The sequence below is a fragment of the Flavivirga abyssicola genome, from assembly GCF_030540775.2.
In the GTDB taxonomy this organism is placed as follows: Bacteria; Bacteroidota; Bacteroidia; order Flavobacteriales; family Flavobacteriaceae; genus Flavivirga; species Flavivirga abyssicola.
Genome location: NZ_CP141266.1, coordinates 2,805,568 through 2,824,701 on the forward strand (window position 1 = coordinate 2,805,568; position 19,134 = coordinate 2,824,701).

Below are 19,134 nucleotides of genomic sequence, written 5' to 3' on the forward strand. Positions count from 1 at the left end.
ACCTCTATATGCTTATAGTCAAACTTAATGCCATCGATTCCACAAATAGCTATTTACGAAAGCTTAGCGCAGAGGAAACTATAGATGATTATACGACTGTTATAGCAAAAAAACAAACACAGGGACGCGGACAAATGGGGACGGTTTGGGATTCGCAAGCGTCTAAAAACCTAACGTTTAGCGTTTTTAAAAATGTATCTCAGCTATGTTTAGAGCATCCTTTTTATATAAGTGTTGTTACCTCTTTAGCGTTGTTGAAGACGTTACAATTTTTTTCAATTCCCCGATTAAGTGTAAAATGGCCAAACGACATTTTGTCAGAAAACAAAAAAATTTGTGGCATTTTAATTGAAAATGTCATAAAACAAAATAGTATTAAAGCCTCAGTAATTGGTATTGGTCTAAATGTAAATCAAACTAAATTTGATAATTTACCCAAGGCCTCTTCTTTAAAAATTATATCTGGAAAAGTTTTTGACTTAGATGAAATAGTTCATGAAGTTTTAAAAAACTTAAAACATTATTTTCTTCTTTTAGAAAAAGGAAATTATGATCTTTTAAAAAATGACTATGAAGTTTATTTGTTTAGAAAAAATAAACCCTCAACATTTAAAGATGAAGAAGGTATTGTGTTTTCTGGTTTTATAAAAGGGATTTCCAAGTCTGGAAATCTTCAGGTTTTGCTAGAAGACGATATTATAAAAGCGTTTGATTTAAAAACGATTACCCTTTTATACTAAATGGCATTGGGAATACTGGTAGCAAGTGTTTCAATAAATTTGCTAATAGGACTTTTTATCATCATTGCCATCATTGGATTAAATTCTCCAGTAAATTCTAATTGAACTTCGCTGGAAGTTTCGTCTATTTCAGTAATATTTCCAATAAGAGAAAAATCTAATTTTCCACCAGCAGCTCCTAAAACTATTTTATTCGGTGCTATAGCTTCTTTCTTTTCAAGAACAATTTCTGGCATACCTTTTAAAGCAAATAAAAATTTGTCTTTTTCTAAAACTTCAAACTTACTAATATTTTCGGGCATTAAAGCTTCGAAATTTTTAACATCAGATAAAAAATCAAATACTTCTTGAGGGGATTTACCAACGTTAATTTTTGGAGATTCTAAATTCATTATTTTTATTTTAGTAAGGGTATATCAATTAGCGTTCCATTCTGCAGGGTTGCTATTCCATTCAGATAGTGTTTTTAATTCTTTTTCTGAAATATAATTTGTGTCTAAAGCTTGTTCCAATAAGCTTTCATAATTGCTAAGTGTTTGTAATTCAATTTGCTCCTTCTCAAAATTTTCGGTAGCAACATCAAAACCGTAAGTAAAAATGGCAATCATCCCCTTTACATTTATCTTAGCATCTTTTAAAGCCTTTACAGCATTTAAACTACTTTTTCCTGTGCTTATTAAGTCTTCAACAACAACAACATTTTGTCCACCTTCAATAAAACCTTCTATTTGATTTTTTCTGCCATGTCCTTTAGCATCAGGTCTTACATATATAAAAGGCAAACCTAAATAATCTGCAACTAGCATGCCTATTCCTATGGCTCCAGTTGCAACACCAGCAATGGCATCTGGTTTACCGTATTTATTTTCAATAAACTTACTCATCGTTTCACTAATATAATTTCGAATTAGTGGAAATGATAATACAATACGGTTATCACAATAAATTGGCGATTTCCATCCAGAAGCCCAAGTAAATGGCTCTTTTGGACTAAGTTTTATAGCATTAATCTGTAATAAAACTTCAGCAGTTTTTTTGGCGGTGTCTTTATTAAAAATCATGTTGGCAAAATTACATATAAATTTAGATTTAGCTATGAGTTGCTTCACGAATAAAAATATTTTTTTCAACAATGACTAGATTGTAACTAAAAATAATACTTTTACCATATTCTAATTGTTAGTTGTAAAGTATGTATAAAGTTTTTGTGGGGGATAAACCTATAATATTAACAACTAAAGTTGAACAAGAAATCAACTTTAAAAACTATTTAATCGATACAGTAAATATTGGGAAAGTTATTAAGGAGCTTAATACAACTTCATTAAATGAAGTTCGGCTTATTCATAAAAATGAAGATAAACTTCTAAAAAAATTCTTAAAAAAATTACCTAATGTAATAGCTGGTGGAGGCAAAGTATATAACAAGAATAATGAGATCTTATTTATATTCAGAAATGATAAATGGGATTTGCCTAAAGGAAAGGTAGAAGGTAATGAAACTATTGAAAAAACAGCAATTCGGGAAGTGTCTGAAGAAACTGGAGTTGGTGGATTAGAGATAACAAAACCTTTAGAAACTACCTACCATATTTTTAAACGTAATGGCAGACATAAGATAAAAATCACTTATTGGTTTGAAATGAAAACTAATTTCAATGGTAATTTATATGGTCAAGAAGAAGAAGGCATTACAAAGGTTGAATGGTTAAACCAAAATCAAGCAAAAGAAGCTCTTGTAAATTCTTATGCTAATATTAAGTTGTTGATTTAGAAATCATTAAATACTATAACTTATTTATTGAAACTTAAAATTGTAAGTTAACGAAAACAATGGGCTATTAAACGCTGAAAGGCTATATGAACCTAATGGGCTATCTAAAAAAACAGAAGTATCTCGTGTACTATTACGTTGCGCATAATAAATATTAAACGGATTTTTACGGGCATATAAATTATAAACTGTAAATGTCCAATCATTTAGCCAACGTTTATTTCTTTTGTATTTATTAAAATTTATATTCCAGGAAAAATCTAATCTATGGTAAAGAGGAAGGCGGGCATTATTACGTTCCAAAAATATTGGGATTTCGATTTCTTCGATTTCAATAACGTTATTAGCCACACTATAAGGTCTTCCTGATTGCGCTGTAAAATTAAAACTAAATGTATGCTGTTTATTACCTTCAAAATTAATAGTACCATTAAATACATGAGGCCGATCAAAGTCTGAAGGATACCATTCATTTTGATTTATTCTATCGCTTAATTTTTCATTAAAAGACTTTAGCTGACTTCGGGACCATGTATAATTGAACCATCCGTTTATTTTTCCTTTGGTTTTTTTTAAACTAAGCTCAATTCCATAAGATTTCCCTTTACCTTGAATAACATCCTGTTCTAAAAATTCTTCAAGAAAAAAATCTGCCCCTGGTTTATAAGCAAGAACATTATTCGTTTCTCTATAATAACTTTCTATACTCATTTCGATATTATTGTTGTTGAAGTTTTTGTAAAAACCTAAGCCATATGTGTTTCCTGTTTGAGGTTTAATATTTCTATCTGCGGTTTTCCATCTGGAGGTAGGTAAAGGTGTTGTCGTATTATAAACATTTTGAAGGTACTGATTCAATTTGGCATAACTAGCTTTTACAGAGGTGTTTTTATTTATTTTGTAAGAGAGTCCTAATCTGGGTTCCAAGCTATTATAAGATTTAACTTTTTTACCTTTTTCAAAGAATTCAGTTTCAATTATTTCGCCTACTTCATTATATTTCGCCAGGTTATATGGACCAACAAATAAAGAATGATTGTATCGCAGTCCTGTTGATATTGATAAAGAATTATTAGGTTTCCAGTTTGTATTAAAATAACTGGACATTTCATAATTCGTTTCGGTACGTAAGGATACAGGTCTGATGTTAGTCGAGCTCCCTGGGTTTAAATCGCCAGGTTCAATTTTGTAGCGATTTACCTGAATACCTGCGTAATAATCAAAATTGTCTTTAACTTTTTTAGAAAATTCTGAAATAAGACTTAAATAGTTAATTCTGGACTGGTATTCAATCTTATTATCACTTTCAAATTCAGGAAAAATAATTTTCGGAGTATATTTACTGCTGACTAATACTGTTTTAAGGTTTGTATTTTCATTAAATGAATGGATCCAGTTGAGAGTTCCATTTAAAATCCCAAAATCATACTGGTTACTTTCTGCGTTGACATTTTCAACTTTTGATACAAGGTCTAACTGATAAAAATCTTTACTAAAAAAACCTGTAAAAGAGATTTGGTCTTTTTCTGTAGGGAGGTATAATAGTTTTAAGGTCGCATCCCCGAATTTAGCCTTCGTGTTTTTAAGTCGTTTAGAGACAATAGGTAATAAAAAATCAGTAAGACCAGCTCTGGCACCAGCAATAACCATTAGTTTGTCTTTTATAATGGGTGTTTCAACTAATAACCTGCTAGATACCAAGCCTAACCCTCCACTTAGTTTAAATTTATTGGTAAAAGGGTTTTTAGATTTTATGTCAAGTACAGAGGCTACTCTACCTCCATATCTGGAAGGAATATTAGCTCTATATAAATTTAAGGAAGAGATGGCGTCTGGTGTGAAAACGGAAAATAGACCAAAAAGATGTGTAGGATTAAAAACTGGAGCATGGTCGTAAAGTATTAGATTTTGATCGAGTGAGCCCCCTCTTACAGAAAGTCCATTACTAATATCTCCTGCATTACTAACGCCAGCCAACAAGGTCATCCCTTTAAGCACATCAATTTCTCCAAGGGCCGTTGGTAATTTTTTTAATTCTTGTGAACTCAATTGTAAGACCCCCATTTGTGGTGACTCTATATTGTCATTTGCTTTTTTAGCTAAAACCAGAATTTGTGATAGCTTTTCTTCGTTTGCAGAAAGTGTAATTTTAAGAAAACTATTTTTATCTAATACAATTTGCTCAGTGTATTCTTTGTATCCTATATATGAGAATGTAATTGAATACGTATTCTTTGGCAATTCTATAGAAAATATACCATTATTATCAGTAATACCTCCACAATTACAGGGTGTTATGGAAATTTGTGTATTTTCAAGGGGCTTACCGGTATTTCTATCTAAAACCTTATAAGTTAAGTTATATTTAGAAATTTGTCCGTTTGCTGATGACATGAACAGTAAAAAATATAAAAAAAGAGCGCATACATTCTTCATTATAAACTATTTAATGTTATTACTATTGCCACCCCTCAGGCTCAATTGAGGTTCTAAATCGATTTTCTGTACAGGGAGTTGTTTCTAAAATCGGGAATCGAACAATGGGTAAAGGTCCTATTGGAGTTTCAGTAATATCCGAACGGTCAATAAAAATGTGTTTAGTTGAAGTGGAAGCTGCTGTAAACCTTCCTAGAACAAATTCATCATCATCATTTGGATTAAATAAGTTTCCTGATAAGGCAACTGGAGGAGGTGCATTAATTCCACTATTATTATCTATAAGATCTTTTATAACTTTAAAATAATTGTATGCAGATTCAGATAGAGAATATTGATGAATTTTTACCAGAATATCACCTCTGTCATAATACGGAATATCAGCTATAGGCACCGCATTTATTGTTTCAGCATTATTAAATTCATCAGAAAAGAGTTTTATATTTTCATAGAATCTTATTTTCCAACAATCTGTCTCGCAAATTAAGTAACTACCTCCAGCCTTTGGTGGGCAAAGCCTAATCTCTTCAAAAAGCTTATAAGTCCAGAAGTAAAAATTTTTTTCATTGGTTGGGTTATTGATATCCGCAGATATAGAATGACCGGGTATAAAACTGTTAAAGCCTTCTCTAAAAAGTAACTCGGAGCTATAATTGGCTTTTAAATTTGAGAAACCTACAGGTTGAATGATATTTTCAGGTAATGATTGATAATTTCTTCCGTCTGGAAGTGTTATTAATAACTCCCAAGTATCTCCTACAGAAGCATGAAAACCTTCCAGAGGTAAATAAATACCGTCTTCTTCGGTAAGTTGGATGATAACATTTGTTTCTGTATTCTTAAATCTGACATCTACATTTGGAAGAAAATCATTTACAAATTTATTGAACTTAAAACCCGATTCTGAAATTTTTACATAAGACTCTTCTGGTGAAGTAGAGACAAATGCATCTATATATATAAGACCTTCTTTAAAATTGAATTCTGGAGTTTCAGGTTCTATGCATCCTAAAAGAAAGATTACTGTAAGCCAATACAAATGATTTTTTGAAAAAAAAACGTTCATTTCAAATATATTATGTGATGATTTTATTCGTTTAAATATTCGTAAATTAAGGATTTAAGTTAGGTAAATAATCTGAAGGAAGTTGTACCTATAGTTTGAGCTAAATCTTTGATTTAAAATATAATCTTTTGATTTATAGTTATTTAAAACATTTTTTATTGACCATTTGAGATATCTTTTGTTAAATTTGTTGTAGGGTTTTATATTTTCAGGAAGTTGATTTGAAAAACGAAAGGTGTGAATCGCCTGTTTTAAGCTTAATAAACAAACAAAAGGCAGGACTGAAATTTATGAGAAGATATTAGGAGATAGTTCGTGGTGCTTTTTGCCTAATTAGTTATTTATTTACTCTGTACACTGGATATTGCATATGGGTATTTTCATAATGTTCACTTTGCTTATGTATCCAATCTAATTGTTGATACCAATTATTGTTGAATTCCTTGATGTCTTTTTTGCGAAGCTCAAAAGCTTCTCTTAGTTTAGGATTGTTGTTTAGCAATTCTAAAGCTTTATCCTCCCATACGTAAGGTGAGAATCCTTCTTTTTGCTGTAAAATAGAGTCAAAGAAGTTCCAGTTAAAAAAAGAATCTGGTGCTTGTGGTTCTAGGGTTTCTAATAAATACCTAAGTGCATTCTGGTGTGTATAAATAATAAAATCACCTTTTGTAAAATGGACCTCTTTCTCGGTTTTAATAAGTTTAGTATTATAATGCTGATAGTGGCCTTCATAAGGTGTTTTTCGAGTGTCATAATTACTAATTTTATACGATTCAACTGCAATTATTGAATCTTTTTTAAGAGTAGTCATCTCTACTTCATTCAGTTTTAAAAGCTCAATAATTTTATGCCAGCTTTGAGGTATTATATAAGCGCGAGGAACTTTAACTTCTAAACTAGGTTTGAAATAGTTTTGATAATTAACTTTTTTGGTGAATGGCTTATTTCTGTTATATTTTAATCGGTTAGTTCCTGTTATTTTACTTGTAATTAGTTCGCCTTCAAAACCTTTAAAATTTAAAACTGTAGTTTTTGTTGTGTCGATTTCCCAGAGAAGCGGGTAGGTTTTTGTATGGTTATCAAAATGTTCTTTTAAATGAAGTCGTTTCTGTTGTATTTCAATATGATCCTCTTCTATGAGTTCAATCATACTTTTCATAAGTTCATAAGTACCCTCAACACGCTGTTTGTATGGTTTAAGCATGTGGGTTTCTACCATCATGCCAAGTGTATTGAACAATGTCGTGTAGCCTGTTGAATATCTAGGAGAATCCATGAATTGAGAAAAACCTTTTTCTGGAACGTCATTAAAAACATTAACGTAAGGTGTCATATCCCATTTTTTTAATGCCAGTTTTTGTTCAAGTTTAGGCATCATACGATTATGGATGTATTCACCCAGATCACCTCCTAATTTATTGTGTTGTGTAAATAAATGCGTAAGAGTGTATTGATAATCTGCACCATTACTCACATGGTTGTCAATAAAAACATCTGGTTTTACCAAATGAAAAATTTGAGTAAATGTTTTTGCATTTTTAGTATCACATTTAATGAAATCACGATTTAGATCATAGTTTCTTGCATTTCCTCTAAAACCATATTCTTTTGGTCCGTTTTGATTGGTTCGAGTAGTTGAATTTCTATTAAGGCTACCACCAACATTGTAAATAGGAATAGTTACCAATACGGTTTCTTTTGGGGTTTTAATTTTGTTTTGAACAATATCTCTGAAAAGTATCATCGTTGCATCAATACCATCACTTTCTCCAGGATGAATACCGTTATTTATCAACAGTATATTTTTTTTATTCTTACGAATTTTCGGAAAATCGAATTCTTTATTTGGGTTAAGAGTTACTATGTGTAAAGGTTTACCTGAATCTGTTTCTCCTATAGTTTGTATAGAAATTTCTGAATACGCTTCTGCCAAACGTGTATAAAATGCTATAGTTTGTTGATACGTTCCAGTCTCTAATCCTTTCGATTTTTCGAAATGTGTTTCAAAATTATATGTTGGTTTTTTATTTGAATGCGTACAAGAAATGCAAAAAATTAGGGAGATAAGTATTAACCTCATGTTTTAATAAATCAAGAATTATTCTATAAAGATATTTTTAAAAAACTTAAAATTAGAAAAAAATAACTATATTTAAAATGTAAGTATTACCCTTCGTGATTATTAAAAAGGTGATTTTTTGAAGTTTTTTTGTATTTTTATTAATCTCTCAAAAATGATTTTTATTATGGGAAATTATAAGTTATCTTTTGGTACTATTTTTATCATAAGAAACAATTTAGCAGAAATAATTGCAAATGAGGGGATTTTAATGGACGAAATAAAAGTTGTTGAACTTCACGATTTTTTATTAAATAATTTAGAAGCTCCGTTTTCACTATTAGTCAATAAAAAACACTCCTATAGCTATACATTTCAAGCCCAAAGAAAGATTGCGCATTTAAAAGGAATAAAAGCATTAGCAATCGTTATTGGTACTAGTGGTGCATTAATGTCTACTAAAACATTATTAAGTATTAATGGAAATACCGATAAGAATGTTAAGTTGTTTCAAGATAGGGAAGAAGCTTTAATGTGGATTAATGAAAATTAATTTATTGACTTACAGTATTTTATGTGGTATTTTTATCGTTATTCTCTATCAAAATAAAGATTACTCATTGCTTCTCTGTATTTTAAGTGTAAATTTGCACCTTGAAAAAATAAACCATGACAGAATTTATTAGAAAGCGTACAGCGAATGCTAAAAACGATATTTTAAGTGGAATAACAGTAGCTTTAGCTTTAGTACCGGAAGCTGTAGCTTTTGCTTTTGTAGCTGGAGTAGACCCATTAGTTGGTTTATATGCTGCTTTTATGATAGGTTTAATTACGGCTATTTTTGGTGGTCGCCCAGGTATGATTAGTGGCGCGACAGGGGCTTTGGCCGTGGTCATGGTAAGTTTAGTTGCAGAAGGAAATGCTTTTGGGACAGAAGGAGAAAACCTTGGTCTGTATTACTTATTTGCTACGGTTATTTTAATGGGATTTATACAAATGCTTGCAGGTATTTTAAAACTTGGAAAATTTGTAAGATTGATTCCTCATCCAGTTATGATGGGATTTGTTAATGGATTAGCTATCGTGATTTTTTTAGCACAACTAAAAATGTTCAAGGATGTTAATGGTGATTGGTTTAGCGGATCACAAATGTGGACTATGTTAGCTCTTGTCGTTTTAACTATGGGAATTATGTTTGGTTTACCTAAAATAACTAAAAAATTACCAGAAGCCTTAGTTGCTATTTTAGTAGTCTCTGCTATTGCCATTTTTGGTAATTTCGATGTAGCAACAGTGGGTAGTTTTATTCGCGATGGTGGTGGTGAAGGTTTAAAAGGAGGCTTACCACAATTCCAAACAGAGATCTTTAGTAAAGTGCCATTTAATTGGCAAACGATAAGATTTATTGGGCCTTATGCTTTGATATTAGCGGCTATTGGTTTAATCGAATCTTTAATGACATTAAACCTTGTTGACGAATTAACAGATACGCGAGGAAATACTAATAGAGAATGTATGGCGCAAGGAGGCGCAAATATTATTACTGGATTATTTGGTGGTATGGGAGGTTGTGCTATGATTGGGCAATCACTTATTAATATAAAAGGAGGTGGACGTGGTAGATTGTCCGGTATTGTTGCAGCACTAGCTTTATTAGCTTTTATTCTATTTGCATCTGGTCTTATAGAACAAGTACCAATTGCTGCTTTAGTAGGCGTTATGTTTATGGTGGTAATAGGTACATTTGCTTGGAGTAGTTTTAGGATTTTAAATAAAATTCCGGTGACAGATGTTATTGTTTTAATAGCGGTATCTTCATTGACAGTTATTTTTGATTTAGCAGTTGCAGTAATAGCTGGTGTTATTATAAGCGCTTTAGTATTTTCTTGGGAAAATGCGAAACGTATTAGAGCCAGAAAACGTATGCGTGAGGACGGTACTAAAATATACGAAATTTGGGGACCTTTGTTTTTTGGATCTATAATCGCTTTTAATGAAAAATTTGATGTAAAAAATGATCCACAACAAGTAGAGGTAGATTTTGTAGAGTCTAGGATAAGTGATCATTCTGCTATAGAAGCTATTTTTAATTTAGTTAATAAGTACGAAGCAGAAGGGAAAACGATAAAGCTAAAACACTTAAGTGAAGATTGTAAAATCTTATTATATAAATCTAGTCCAAAATTTAGAGAAGTTATAGTAGAAGATATTGACGATCCGCGTTATCATTTAGCCGAAAACCCTGAGGCATTCACCAAAGGGCTTTCAGAGTATAAGTTGTAGTATTGTTAGGAGTTAGGAGTTAGGAGTTAGGAGTTAGGAGTTAGGAGTTTTTCACTATCTCATAGGTCTTTTTAATTGTTCTTTTACACGATCAAAAGACTTTTTACTGGCACGCTCCCATCTGTAAATTTTATATTTTTTCCCTTTACTAGCTTCAAGTTTAGCGTCTTTTTCGCGCTTGTCTTTTACCCAATCGAATCTTTTTTTAATAATAGTTGTTCCTAATTTATCATCAGAACCAATACTTTCAAGCGCATTTAAGGCTGCAATAGATACATTATGCACATTGTCATTAATAGTTCTCAAAAGTATTGGAATTGAAGATGCGTAACCTGTTTTACCAAGAGCTTCAGCTGCTAATTTTCTAGTTTTGTAATTACCATGTTCTAGTACATACTCTATTCTTTTAACCTTTTTTGTCGATATCCATGTTTGAATATCTCTTTCAGAAGGCTGAAAAAGTTTTAACTTAATAAGTATGTATTTAATTCCTTGTAGCATGAATTGTTAGAAGTCATTGTTTACTTATTAGTATAGAATAACTAAAATTTGTTACTAAAAAACGACTACATTAGTCTTTTACGTATTATAGAAATTAATCGCTGCTAAATAATAAAAATGACAAATAAAGGAATAAAATGATGATTTAAGGGAAAATAAAAATGAGCTCAATCAACTATAAGATTCTAGACTGACCATTTAAGAACTTCCATCCACCTTTACGTTTAATTAATGTTCCAGATTCAATTATTTTAAACGTTACAGGATTAAGGTCTTTATCAACTTGCACACATTTTATAATGCCTGAATAGTTTGCTATTTCATTTGTTAAGGGAACTATTTTTATACTTTCCCAAGTGAACTCAATAAAATTTACAACTTTAGAATTTTCAATTAGTATGTTTTTTATAGCATCATAGTCTAAAGTCTCTTTGTATCCAGGTGGGACCCAGAAAAAATCTGAAGAATCATCTAAATATTTAAACTCACTTTCTAAACCATTTTCAGTAATGTCTTTATGAAAGCTGTCAAACATTTGCTTAATTTCGAGAGAGATAGTGGCTTTGTTCTCATCATTTAAGTTTTTTTGACTGTAGCTATTGAAAATAACTATAATAAATAAACTAGCTGTCCAGATTAGTTTCATTTAATTCTTACGCTTTTAGGTACAAGTTTTGTATAATCTCCATTATTTCTTATAACGTCTCTAACAATAGAAGAAGCTATATAGGATGTATCTGCCGATGTTAAAAGGAATACAGTTTCAATAGGTGCTAAGTCACGGTTAGTATGAGCTATTGCCTTTTCAAATTCAAAATCTGCTGGATTACGAAGTCCACGTAAAATAAATTCTACATTAATTTCTTTACAAAAATCTACTGTTAACCCCTTATAGGTAACCACTTTGATTTTTGGTTCATCAGCAAAAGTCTCTTCAATAAATTTTTTGCGTTCCTCTAATGAGAACATATATTTTTTATCAGCATTGATGCCTATGGCCACAATCACTTCGTCAAAAAGAGTCACACCACGTTTTATAATATCATAATGTCCCAATGTGATAGGATCAAAAGATCCAGGGAATATGGCTCGTTTCATATTTTTAAAGTTACAAATTTTATTTAATCTTCAAAACTTATTATTTTTTTAATCTAATGAAGTTAAGTCGTCATCTTTTTGAATGTTATGCTTGTTTTAAAGCTTCTTCTATAGCATTGTCAAATAATTCAGCTAACGAAATACCAGCAGCAGCAGCTTGTTGTGGTAAAATGCTTTCTTTTGTTAGCCCAGGTATTGTATTCATTTCTAGCAAATGAGGTTCACCATCTTTAAAAATAAATTCAGTACGTGAGAAGCCTTTCATTTTTAGGACTTCATAAACTTCTTTTGCAAGAAAAGTAACTTTGTCTTCTTCCTCTTTACTTAACCTTGCAGGTGTTATCTCCTGAGATTTTCCTAAATACTTGGCTTCATAATCAAAAAAATCATTTTCGCTTACAATTTCAGTAATAGGTAATACTTTAGTCTCTCCTTTATAGGTAATAACCCCAACCGAGACTTCGGTACCATCTAAAAATGATTCAATGATAATTTCGTCATCTTCTTTAAAAGCTATATCTATAGCATTTAATATATCTTCCTTTTTATTTACTTTGCTTATTCCAAAACTACTTCCTGCTTTATTAGCTTTAACGAAACAAGGTAACCCCACTTTATTAATTATATCATCTTCGTTAATGGTGTCTCCTAGATTTAGATAAAAAGAAGTTGCTGTTTTAATACCGTAAGGTTTTAAAACACTCAGGCAATCACGTTTGTTAAATGTCAAAGCGGCTTGATACATATCACAACTAGTATGAGGCATATTAAGTAACTCGAAATACCCTTGTATAAACCCATCTTCACCAGGAGAACCATGAATAGCATTAAAAACACAATCGAAAGTAATAACACGATTGGCAACCCGAACAGAGAAATTGTCTTTATTTACAGGGAATTCAGCGTTATTAGCATCTACATAAACCCATTTATCTTTAAAGATATGAATACGATACGTATTATATTTTGTAGTATCTAATGTTTCGTAAACAACGTTCCCGCTCTTTAAAGAGATTTTATATTCACTTGAAAAGCCACCCATAATAATGGCAATGTTTTTTTTTGTAGGCATATTTCTTTTATTTCCGCAACAGCGAAAAGCATTTTAATTGTGATTAAATCCGTCTAAAAATAGATAATAAAACGTATCTATTGTAAGATAATATCTGCTAAGCTAAAATATCATATATATTGCAAAAGAAAAAACAGTTCTGTTTTTATATATTTGCCTTATCGAAAAATTTATAAATGAGTCTATTTAAATTCCTTACCAGTAAAACATTTTTAAAACAAATTTTATTAGCGCTAGTAGCTGTATTTGTATTATGTTTTATAATGCTTCAATGGTTGAAATCTTCAACAAATCATGGTGATTTTGAAACGGTTCCAAATTTAACAGGTAAATCTATAAGTGTTGCAAATATTGAATTAAAAGAGAATAATTTGGTGATGCAAATTCAGGACTCAGCAAATTTTAATCCAGATTACCCTAAGTTTTCGGTTATCGAGCAGGAACCACCAGCAGGAACAAAAGTTAAAGAGAATAGAAAAATATACTTAACCCTGAACCCATCAGGATACAGAAAAATACAAGTTCCAAACTTAAAAGAACGTACCTTTAGACAGGCGAAACCTATGCTAGAAGCCCTAGGGTTTCATGTAGGTAAAATTACTTACGAAAATAATATTGGTAAAGACCTCGTATTAAAGATGAGTTATAAGGGAAAATCTATTAAAGAGGGCGATAAATTGGCAAAAACCTCAAAAATAGATTTAGTTTTAGGGAATGGCAAACGACCTTGAAATTAAGCGGTCTATTAATATCTAATTTTACTAAAATGGACGATTATACACCGCAATTACCAGACGAAGATAGTCTTTATGAACATTATGCTTTTACAGTTGATAAAGGGCAAACACCTTTACGTATAGACAAATATTTGATGAATTTTGTTGAAAACGCTACCAGAAACAAAATTCAGGCAGCAGCAAAAAACGGAAGCATTTTTGTTAATGATGAAACTGTTAAATCTAGTTATAAAGTAAAACCTTTAGACAACATTAGAGTGTTGTTTACGCACCCACCACACGAAAACTTATTAGTTGGAGAAGATATTCCTATTGATGTGATTTATGAAGATGATGAACTTCTAGTTGTTAATAAGCCCGCAGGAATGGTAGTGCATCCTGGACATGGTAATTATTCAGGAACACTTATAAATGCCTTAATTTATAGGTTTGATAATTTACCTAATAACTCTAGTGAACGTCCAGGGTTGGTACATAGAATAGATAAAGATACTAGTGGACTTTTGGTCGTTGCTAAAACTGAAAATGCTATGGCACATTTGTCGTTACAGTTTGCTAAAAAAACCAGTGAGCGTGAGTACGTCGCTATTGTTTGGGGGAATGTTGAAGAAGATGAAGGGACTATTGAAGGTAACATTGGTCGTCATCCCAAAAACCGATTACAAAACACTGTTTTTCTAGGAGATGAAGCCGATAAAGGCAAACCAGCTGTAACCCATTATAAAGTTTTAGAACGTTTAGGATATGTTACTTTAGTATCTTGTAAGCTAGAAACAGGGCGTACACATCAAATACGTGTGCATATGAAGCATATTGGGCATACGCTTTTTAATGACGAACGCTATGGTGGTGAAAAAATATTAAAAGGTACCACTTTTACTAAATACAAACAGTTTGTAGAGAATTGTTTTAAAGTATTGCCAAGGCAGGCATTACATGCCAAAACTTTAGGGTTTACACATCCTAAAACAGGAGAATTCATGCAGTTTGATACCCCAATTCCTGACGATATGCAGCAATGTATTGAAAAATGGAAAACCTATTCAAAACATCAGGAATTAGAGTGATGTTTTACTTTCAAGAATAATTTTTAAAATAAATACATCTTATTCAGATATAAATTTTATCATTTTAAATCGTAAAAATGATATGATTTTCTAGTTTATATTTGAAGTATGAAGATTCAAGAAATTATTCTTTTTACAGCAAACATTCAGGAGCAAAAGCAATTTTATGAAACTGTTTTAGAATTTGAATTAATTTTTGATTCTGAAGAAAAAATCTCATTTAAAACAGGAGCAAGTGTTTTGTCTTTTGCGTATGATGAAACAGCTTTTAGTTCATCACATTTTGCTTTCAATATACCTTCAAACCAAGAACAAGAGGCTTTGCAATGGTTGAAAGAGCGTGTACAAATATTGCCTGATGGTGATGATTTAATTTCAGATTTTAAAGATTGGAATGCTAAAGCCATTTATTTTTATGATGCCGATAAAAATATTGTAGAGTTTATCGCAAGGAAAAATTTAAATCTTAATAGTTGCAATTCATTTTCCTCCAAAAACATTTTATCACTAAGTGAAATAGGAATCGTGGCAACCAATTTAGAAACTGTTTATAATTCAATAAATAGCATTAAAAATATTTCTGTTTTTAGTGGCAATCTGGCACGTTTTTGTGCTTTAGGAAATGAAGAGGGTTTATTTATTTTAATAAATAAAACTATAAAAAAATGGCACCCTACTCAAGAGGACGCTTTTACTTCAAACTTTATTGTTAAAGGCGATTATAACTTTAGTTATGAGAATGGAGAAATAAAAGAATTATTGTAATTTAGTTATTTAAAAAATAGTTTTAATGAAATTAGTACTATCACCAGCCAAATCCCTTAATTTTGAAAGTCAATTACCAACGACAATACATACAGAAGCACAGTTTCTAACTCAGTCTGAGCGCTTAAATAAATTGCTTAAGAAGAAATCTGCTAAAAGTTTATCAAAACTCATGCGTATTTCTGATGCTTTGGGGCAGTTAAATTATCAACGCAATCAAGATTGGCAATTACCTTTTTCAGCAGATAATGCACGACCAGCAGTTTATGCTTTTAGTGGTGATGTGTATCGAGGTTTAGATGCTTATAATATTCCTGAAGGCAAAATAGATGTTTTACAGGATACCATTAGAATTATTTCTGGTTTATATGGGATATTAAAACCAACCGATTTAATTCAACCTTACCGTTTGGAAATGGGAACTAAATTTCCCGTAGGAAAAAATAAAAACCTTTATGAGTTTTGGAAAAAACAAATTACAAATGCTTTGAACGAAGAATTAGAAGATGGTGAATTATTTTTAAACCTTGCCAGTAACGAGTATTTTAAAGCTATAGACACTAAAGCATTAAAAGTGCCTGTAATTACAGCTAATTTTAAAGACTTTAAAAACGGTGAATATAAAACCATTATGACTTTTGCTAAGCTGGCTCGTGGTTATATGGCGCGTTATGTTATTGATACTAATGCAGAAACTCTTGATGATATCAAAGGTTTTAATTATGAAGGCTATAATTTCAGTGAACCTATGTCTACAGAAACCGAGTTAGTTTTTATTAGATGATTCAACGTCATTCCGAAGGAACGACAGAGGAATTTGTCTAATCGTAACCTAAATTTCACCAATCATAAATGTATTTTTACTTAATAATCGCTCTTCAAGCCTTTTGCTTATATCATCTTTATAAAAACAGAAACCCCTATTATTGGGCCTTTTTAATATTTTTTATTCCGGTACTAGGCTGTATCATTTATTTAATCACTCAAGTATATAACAAACGAGATGCTGAAAAAATCACAAATGAAATCACCCATATTATAAACCCCACCAAAAAAGTAAGGGATTTAGAAAAACAACTTCAATTTTCTGAATCATATCAAAATAGAGTGAATTTAGCAGATGCCTATTTAGAAATAAAAGATTATAATAATGCCATTCCTCATTACCTAGAAGCTTTAGAAGATAGTTCGCAAAGTGACTTTTATGTCACCAAACAATTAATTGAAGCGTATTTTAATATTGAAGATTGCGAAAGCGTTATTTTATATGTAGAAAAAATAAAAGAACACCCGGAATTTAAAAAATCCAGAACACAGTTTTTATACGGACTCGCTTTAGAGCGAGTTGGTAAATTAGAAGAAGCGGAAGAACACTTAAAACAAATAGATATTCGCTATTCCTTTTATGATGAGCGTTTAATATATGCTAAGTTTTTATTAAGCCGAGGTAAAAAAGAACAGGCTAAAGCTGTGTTAGAAGATGTGCATACGGAATCTCAACATATGACTAAGCCTAATAAACGTATTTACAGAGGAACTATATTAGAAGTAGAAAAGCTTTTAGCTGATTTTTAAATCCGAAAGTTTATGAGAGGTAAGAGTTTTATGCCTTTTTAGTATAAATTATGAGTTAAAAAATAAAGTATATATTTATAGAGATAAAAATCAAAAATCATTAAACAAAATATAAGACGATACATAAATATAATCTCTTAAGTTTTCAATATTTATCCCTCAAAAAAACGTTCTCATGAGTATTAGATCTCTAACATCCTTCTCATTCCTTTTAACACTAATATTCGTAAATCAATCAATATGTCAGACAACAAGTATACCGTCATCTTATGAGTTGAATTTGACAACTTTTGCTTCTCATACTGAATTTGAGGCAGGAGGTGGTAGTAATCCTCAAGGAACATTATCTGGTTTTGGCCCGATTAAAATTACTGCGCCACGCGATGGGTCTGGTAGAGTATTTGTATCCTCCCAGACAGGTAAGATTTTAGTTTTTGACGCAGATGGAACTTCCTTAGGAACATTTTTAGATTTAAACACAATTTCATCGGCTACTGGTTATACGCTTGGAGGGCCTGGCTCTTTTCGTGGATTAATGTACTTTGACTTCCATCCAGATTATAATCTTATAGGAGCACCTGGTTACAAAAAACTATATGTGGGGTATCGGGTTAGTACTTCTTATGGAAATAGTGGAGCAAATGCGAACTATCGTATACAAGATTATCATAGTCGTTCAGGATCTAATCAATATGCCATTGCTGAATTTACTGTTAGTGTATCCGATGCTAATAAGGTAGATCATAGTACTTTTAGAGAAGTATTTAGAATCCAAACAGAAGGGTCCAATCCACATGGTCTTGGTGAAATTGCATTTAACCCAAATTCTGTTTCTGGTGATTCAGATTATGGATTGTTATATGCGGCGATAGGAGATGGAAGTGCATTAGGTAATGGTGCTCCTGCTACAGGATATTTGCAAAAACTAGAAAACCCATTTGGAAAGATTATTTGTATCAACCCACTTCAAAATGGAGCTGATGCGTATTCGATTCCTACTACAAATCCTTATTATGGACAAATAGGAGTAGCTCAAGAAATTTATGCGATCGGGTTTAGAGACCCTCAGACATTTAGTTTTGCTCACGATACCGAAGGAAATGATATTTTAATTACGTTTGATATTGGAGCAGCACAAAGAGAAGAAATTATCATTGTTAGGCCTGGAGGAAATTATGGATGGGAAAGGTATGAAGGGACTCGTTTAAATAATTCTAATGTTTCATTAGTCCAAGGTACTGTTCATTCTCCACCTGTGGTTGAATACGATCATACAACAGGGGGCTTTGCCATTGTAGGCGGCTTTGTGGTGAGTGATCCTCAAGATGTGAATTTTAAAGACAAAGTTATTTTTACTGATTTACCTACTGGTAAAGTTTTTTTTGCCGACTTTAATGAAATGTTACAAGCTGAAAAAGATGGAAATCAGGCATCTTTTTATGAAATTAACAATTTTAAATTAGATGGTGTAGAGATAACAGAAAATATAGGTGGAGGCGGAACTAACCCAGGAGTTACATTTGAAGATGTAATTCGTTATCAAAGGGGAGATTTACGATTTGGACATGATGAGCAAGGGAATGTTTATTTTGTAACAAAACAATCTGGAACCATATTCAAAACAGAATTAGTTTATAAACGAACTGATGGTAATACGGTTTCTGTTGAAGATATCGCTAATCATAACGACGTTATTTTTTATCAAAATCCTTCGGATGACTTATTATTTGTTAAGATGTCTTCTAATAAAAATAATATGCCTTACAATTTAATGATGTACAATAGCTTGGGGAGCGAGATATTGAATAGAAAAGGAAATGGCGATTCATCATCAATAAGTCCTATTGATGTATCAGGTTTTATGGCGGGTATTTATTTTGTTAAATTCACTCTTGATAAAGTTACTCATTATAAAAAAATCATTATTCAGTAATTTTTATTTCTTATTTAAGTTATGAAAT

General features: G+C 31.3%; 19 protein-coding genes. 10 read left to right on the top strand and 9 right to left on the bottom strand.

Going from position 1 to position 19,134, the window contains the following annotated elements:
- Positions 1 to 8: 8 nt before the first annotated feature.
- Positions 9 to 740, top strand: coding sequence for a biotin--[acetyl-CoA-carboxylase] ligase (locus Q4Q34_RS11810; RefSeq protein WP_303318099.1), 732 nt, complete (start codon positions 9 to 11; stop codon positions 738 to 740).
- Here the strand turns inward: Q4Q34_RS11810 and Q4Q34_RS11815 are convergent.
- A complete protein-coding gene (locus tag Q4Q34_RS11815) occupies positions 737 to 1,132 on the bottom strand; it encodes an SRPBCC family protein (RefSeq protein ID WP_303318098.1) in 396 nt (131 codons plus the stop codon). The two genes, Q4Q34_RS11810 and Q4Q34_RS11815, sit on opposite strands and share 4 nt — an antisense overlap.
- A gap of 24 nt (positions 1,133 to 1,156) precedes the next feature.
- Entirely contained in the window at positions 1,157 to 1,801 is a 645-nt protein-coding gene (gene pyrE / locus Q4Q34_RS11820; protein WP_303318429.1) for an orotate phosphoribosyltransferase, read from the bottom strand.
- Between the two features lie 131 nt (positions 1,802 to 1,932).
- On the opposite strand from pyrE, the gene Q4Q34_RS11825 reads away from it, so the two are divergent.
- Entirely contained in the window at positions 1,933 to 2,514 is a 582-nt protein-coding gene (locus Q4Q34_RS11825) for an NUDIX hydrolase (RefSeq protein WP_303318097.1), read from the top strand.
- Between the two features lie 24 nt (positions 2,515 to 2,538).
- Here the strand turns inward: Q4Q34_RS11825 and Q4Q34_RS11830 are convergent, their stop codons facing one another.
- From Q4Q34_RS11830 to Q4Q34_RS11840, 3 genes are all read right to left on the bottom strand, one after another.
- Positions 2,539 to 4,950, bottom strand: a complete 2,412-nt coding sequence (locus tag Q4Q34_RS11830; RefSeq protein ID WP_303318096.1) for a TonB-dependent receptor — start codon at positions 4,948 to 4,950, stop codon at positions 2,539 to 2,541.
- 22 nt (positions 4,951 to 4,972) lie between these two features.
- Positions 4,973 to 6,016, bottom strand: coding sequence for a DUF4249 domain-containing protein (locus Q4Q34_RS11835; RefSeq protein ID WP_303318095.1), 1,044 nt, complete (start codon positions 6,014 to 6,016; stop codon positions 4,973 to 4,975).
- Between the two features lie 337 nt (positions 6,017 to 6,353).
- Positions 6,354 to 8,096, bottom strand: coding sequence for a M14 family metallopeptidase (locus tag Q4Q34_RS11840; RefSeq protein ID WP_303318094.1), 1,743 nt, complete (start codon positions 8,094 to 8,096; stop codon positions 6,354 to 6,356).
- A 166-nt stretch (positions 8,097 to 8,262) separates the two neighbouring features.
- Between Q4Q34_RS11840 and Q4Q34_RS11845 the strand changes: the two genes are divergently transcribed.
- Together Q4Q34_RS11845 and Q4Q34_RS11850 are read left to right on the top strand one after the other, a co-directional pair.
- The gene (locus Q4Q34_RS11845) at positions 8,263 to 8,628 is read left to right on the top strand and encodes a hypothetical protein (protein ID WP_303318093.1); all 366 of its coding nucleotides are present in this window, start codon (positions 8,263 to 8,265) and stop codon (positions 8,626 to 8,628) included.
- Positions 8,629 to 8,744: 116 nt separating this feature from the next.
- Complete coding sequence (locus Q4Q34_RS11850; protein WP_303318092.1) at positions 8,745 to 10,358, top strand: SulP family inorganic anion transporter; 1,614 nt, start codon at positions 8,745 to 8,747, stop codon at positions 10,356 to 10,358.
- Between the two features lie 54 nt (positions 10,359 to 10,412).
- Here the strand turns inward: Q4Q34_RS11850 and Q4Q34_RS11855 are convergent, their stop codons facing one another.
- The 4 genes from Q4Q34_RS11855 to Q4Q34_RS11870 all read right to left on the bottom strand — a co-directional run bounded on the left by Q4Q34_RS11855 (position 10,413) and on the right by Q4Q34_RS11870 (position 13,029).
- Positions 10,413 to 10,859, bottom strand: coding sequence for a HEAT repeat domain-containing protein (locus Q4Q34_RS11855; RefSeq protein WP_303318091.1), 447 nt, complete (start codon positions 10,857 to 10,859; stop codon positions 10,413 to 10,415).
- A gap of 175 nt (positions 10,860 to 11,034) precedes the next feature.
- Entirely contained in the window at positions 11,035 to 11,505 is a 471-nt protein-coding gene (locus tag Q4Q34_RS11860) for a hypothetical protein (protein ID WP_303318090.1), read from the bottom strand.
- A complete protein-coding gene (gene coaD, locus Q4Q34_RS11865; RefSeq protein ID WP_135878293.1) occupies positions 11,502 to 11,957 on the bottom strand; it encodes a pantetheine-phosphate adenylyltransferase in 456 nt (151 codons plus the stop codon). The genes Q4Q34_RS11860 and coaD overlap by 4 nt, the downstream gene beginning before the upstream one ends.
- Before the next feature lie 85 nt (positions 11,958 to 12,042).
- Positions 12,043 to 13,029, bottom strand: coding sequence for a D-alanine--D-alanine ligase (locus tag Q4Q34_RS11870; protein ID WP_303318089.1), 987 nt, complete (start codon positions 13,027 to 13,029; stop codon positions 12,043 to 12,045).
- 176 nt (positions 13,030 to 13,205) lie between these two features.
- Between Q4Q34_RS11870 and Q4Q34_RS11875 the strand changes: the two genes are divergently transcribed.
- The 6 genes from Q4Q34_RS11875 to Q4Q34_RS11900 all read left to right on the top strand — a co-directional run bounded on the left by Q4Q34_RS11875 (position 13,206) and on the right by Q4Q34_RS11900 (position 19,106).
- Entirely contained in the window at positions 13,206 to 13,760 is a 555-nt protein-coding gene (locus Q4Q34_RS11875; protein ID WP_303318088.1) for a PASTA domain-containing protein, read from the top strand.
- Between the two features lie 35 nt (positions 13,761 to 13,795).
- Positions 13,796 to 14,833, top strand: a complete 1,038-nt coding sequence (locus tag Q4Q34_RS11880; protein ID WP_303318087.1) for an RluA family pseudouridine synthase — start codon at positions 13,796 to 13,798, stop codon at positions 14,831 to 14,833.
- Between the two features lie 108 nt (positions 14,834 to 14,941).
- On the top strand, positions 14,942 to 15,598 hold the full coding sequence (locus Q4Q34_RS11885) for a VOC family protein (protein WP_303318086.1): 657 nt from the start codon (positions 14,942 to 14,944) through the stop codon (positions 15,596 to 15,598).
- A 25-nt stretch (positions 15,599 to 15,623) separates the two neighbouring features.
- Positions 15,624 to 16,382, top strand: a complete 759-nt coding sequence (gene yaaA / locus Q4Q34_RS11890) for a peroxide stress protein YaaA (protein WP_303318085.1) — start codon at positions 15,624 to 15,626, stop codon at positions 16,380 to 16,382.
- Between the two features lie 68 nt (positions 16,383 to 16,450).
- Positions 16,451 to 17,173, top strand: coding sequence for a hypothetical protein (locus Q4Q34_RS11895; protein WP_303318084.1), 723 nt, complete (start codon positions 16,451 to 16,453; stop codon positions 17,171 to 17,173).
- A 175-nt stretch (positions 17,174 to 17,348) separates the two neighbouring features.
- Positions 17,349 to 19,106, top strand: coding sequence for a PQQ-dependent sugar dehydrogenase (locus tag Q4Q34_RS11900; protein ID WP_303318083.1), 1,758 nt, complete (start codon positions 17,349 to 17,351; stop codon positions 19,104 to 19,106).
- Positions 19,107 to 19,134 lie beyond the last annotated feature (28 nt).

What these genes read in the sequence shown, in the direction of transcription:
- Q4Q34_RS11810 (WP_303318099.1), top strand. Translation starts at nt 9, where the DNA reads ATGCTTATAGTCAAACTTAATGCCATCGATTCCACAAATAGCTATTTA.
- Q4Q34_RS11815 (WP_303318098.1), bottom strand. Translation starts at nt 1,132, where the DNA reads ATGAATTTAGAATCTCCAAAAATTAACGTTGGTAAATCCCCTCAAGAA.
- pyrE (WP_303318429.1), bottom strand. Translation starts at nt 1,801, where the DNA reads ATGATTTTTAATAAAGACACCGCCAAAAAAACTGCTGAAGTTTTATTA.
- Q4Q34_RS11825 (WP_303318097.1), top strand. Translation starts at nt 1,933, where the DNA reads ATGTATAAAGTTTTTGTGGGGGATAAACCTATAATATTAACAACTAAA.
- Q4Q34_RS11830 (WP_303318096.1), bottom strand. Translation starts at nt 4,950, where the DNA reads ATGAAGAATGTATGCGCTCTTTTTTTATATTTTTTACTGTTCATGTCA.
- Q4Q34_RS11835 (WP_303318095.1), bottom strand. Translation starts at nt 6,016, where the DNA reads ATGAACGTTTTTTTTTCAAAAAATCATTTGTATTGGCTTACAGTAATC.
- Q4Q34_RS11840 (WP_303318094.1), bottom strand. Translation starts at nt 8,096, where the DNA reads ATGAGGTTAATACTTATCTCCCTAATTTTTTGCATTTCTTGTACGCAT.
- Q4Q34_RS11845 (WP_303318093.1), top strand. Translation starts at nt 8,263, where the DNA reads ATGGGAAATTATAAGTTATCTTTTGGTACTATTTTTATCATAAGAAAC.
- Q4Q34_RS11850 (WP_303318092.1), top strand. Translation starts at nt 8,745, where the DNA reads ATGACAGAATTTATTAGAAAGCGTACAGCGAATGCTAAAAACGATATT.
- Q4Q34_RS11855 (WP_303318091.1), bottom strand. Translation starts at nt 10,859, where the DNA reads ATGCTACAAGGAATTAAATACATACTTATTAAGTTAAAACTTTTTCAG.
- Q4Q34_RS11860 (WP_303318090.1), bottom strand. Translation starts at nt 11,505, where the DNA reads ATGAAACTAATCTGGACAGCTAGTTTATTTATTATAGTTATTTTCAAT.
- coaD (WP_135878293.1), bottom strand. Translation starts at nt 11,957, where the DNA reads ATGAAACGAGCCATATTCCCTGGATCTTTTGATCCTATCACATTGGGA.
- Q4Q34_RS11870 (WP_303318089.1), bottom strand. Translation starts at nt 13,029, where the DNA reads ATGCCTACAAAAAAAAACATTGCCATTATTATGGGTGGCTTTTCAAGT.
- Q4Q34_RS11875 (WP_303318088.1), top strand. Translation starts at nt 13,206, where the DNA reads ATGAGTCTATTTAAATTCCTTACCAGTAAAACATTTTTAAAACAAATT.
- Q4Q34_RS11880 (WP_303318087.1), top strand. Translation starts at nt 13,796, where the DNA reads ATGGACGATTATACACCGCAATTACCAGACGAAGATAGTCTTTATGAA.
- Q4Q34_RS11885 (WP_303318086.1), top strand. Translation starts at nt 14,942, where the DNA reads ATGAAGATTCAAGAAATTATTCTTTTTACAGCAAACATTCAGGAGCAA.
- yaaA (WP_303318085.1), top strand. Translation starts at nt 15,624, where the DNA reads ATGAAATTAGTACTATCACCAGCCAAATCCCTTAATTTTGAAAGTCAA.
- Q4Q34_RS11895 (WP_303318084.1), top strand. Translation starts at nt 16,451, where the DNA reads ATGTATTTTTACTTAATAATCGCTCTTCAAGCCTTTTGCTTATATCAT.
- Q4Q34_RS11900 (WP_303318083.1), top strand. Translation starts at nt 17,349, where the DNA reads ATGAGTATTAGATCTCTAACATCCTTCTCATTCCTTTTAACACTAATA.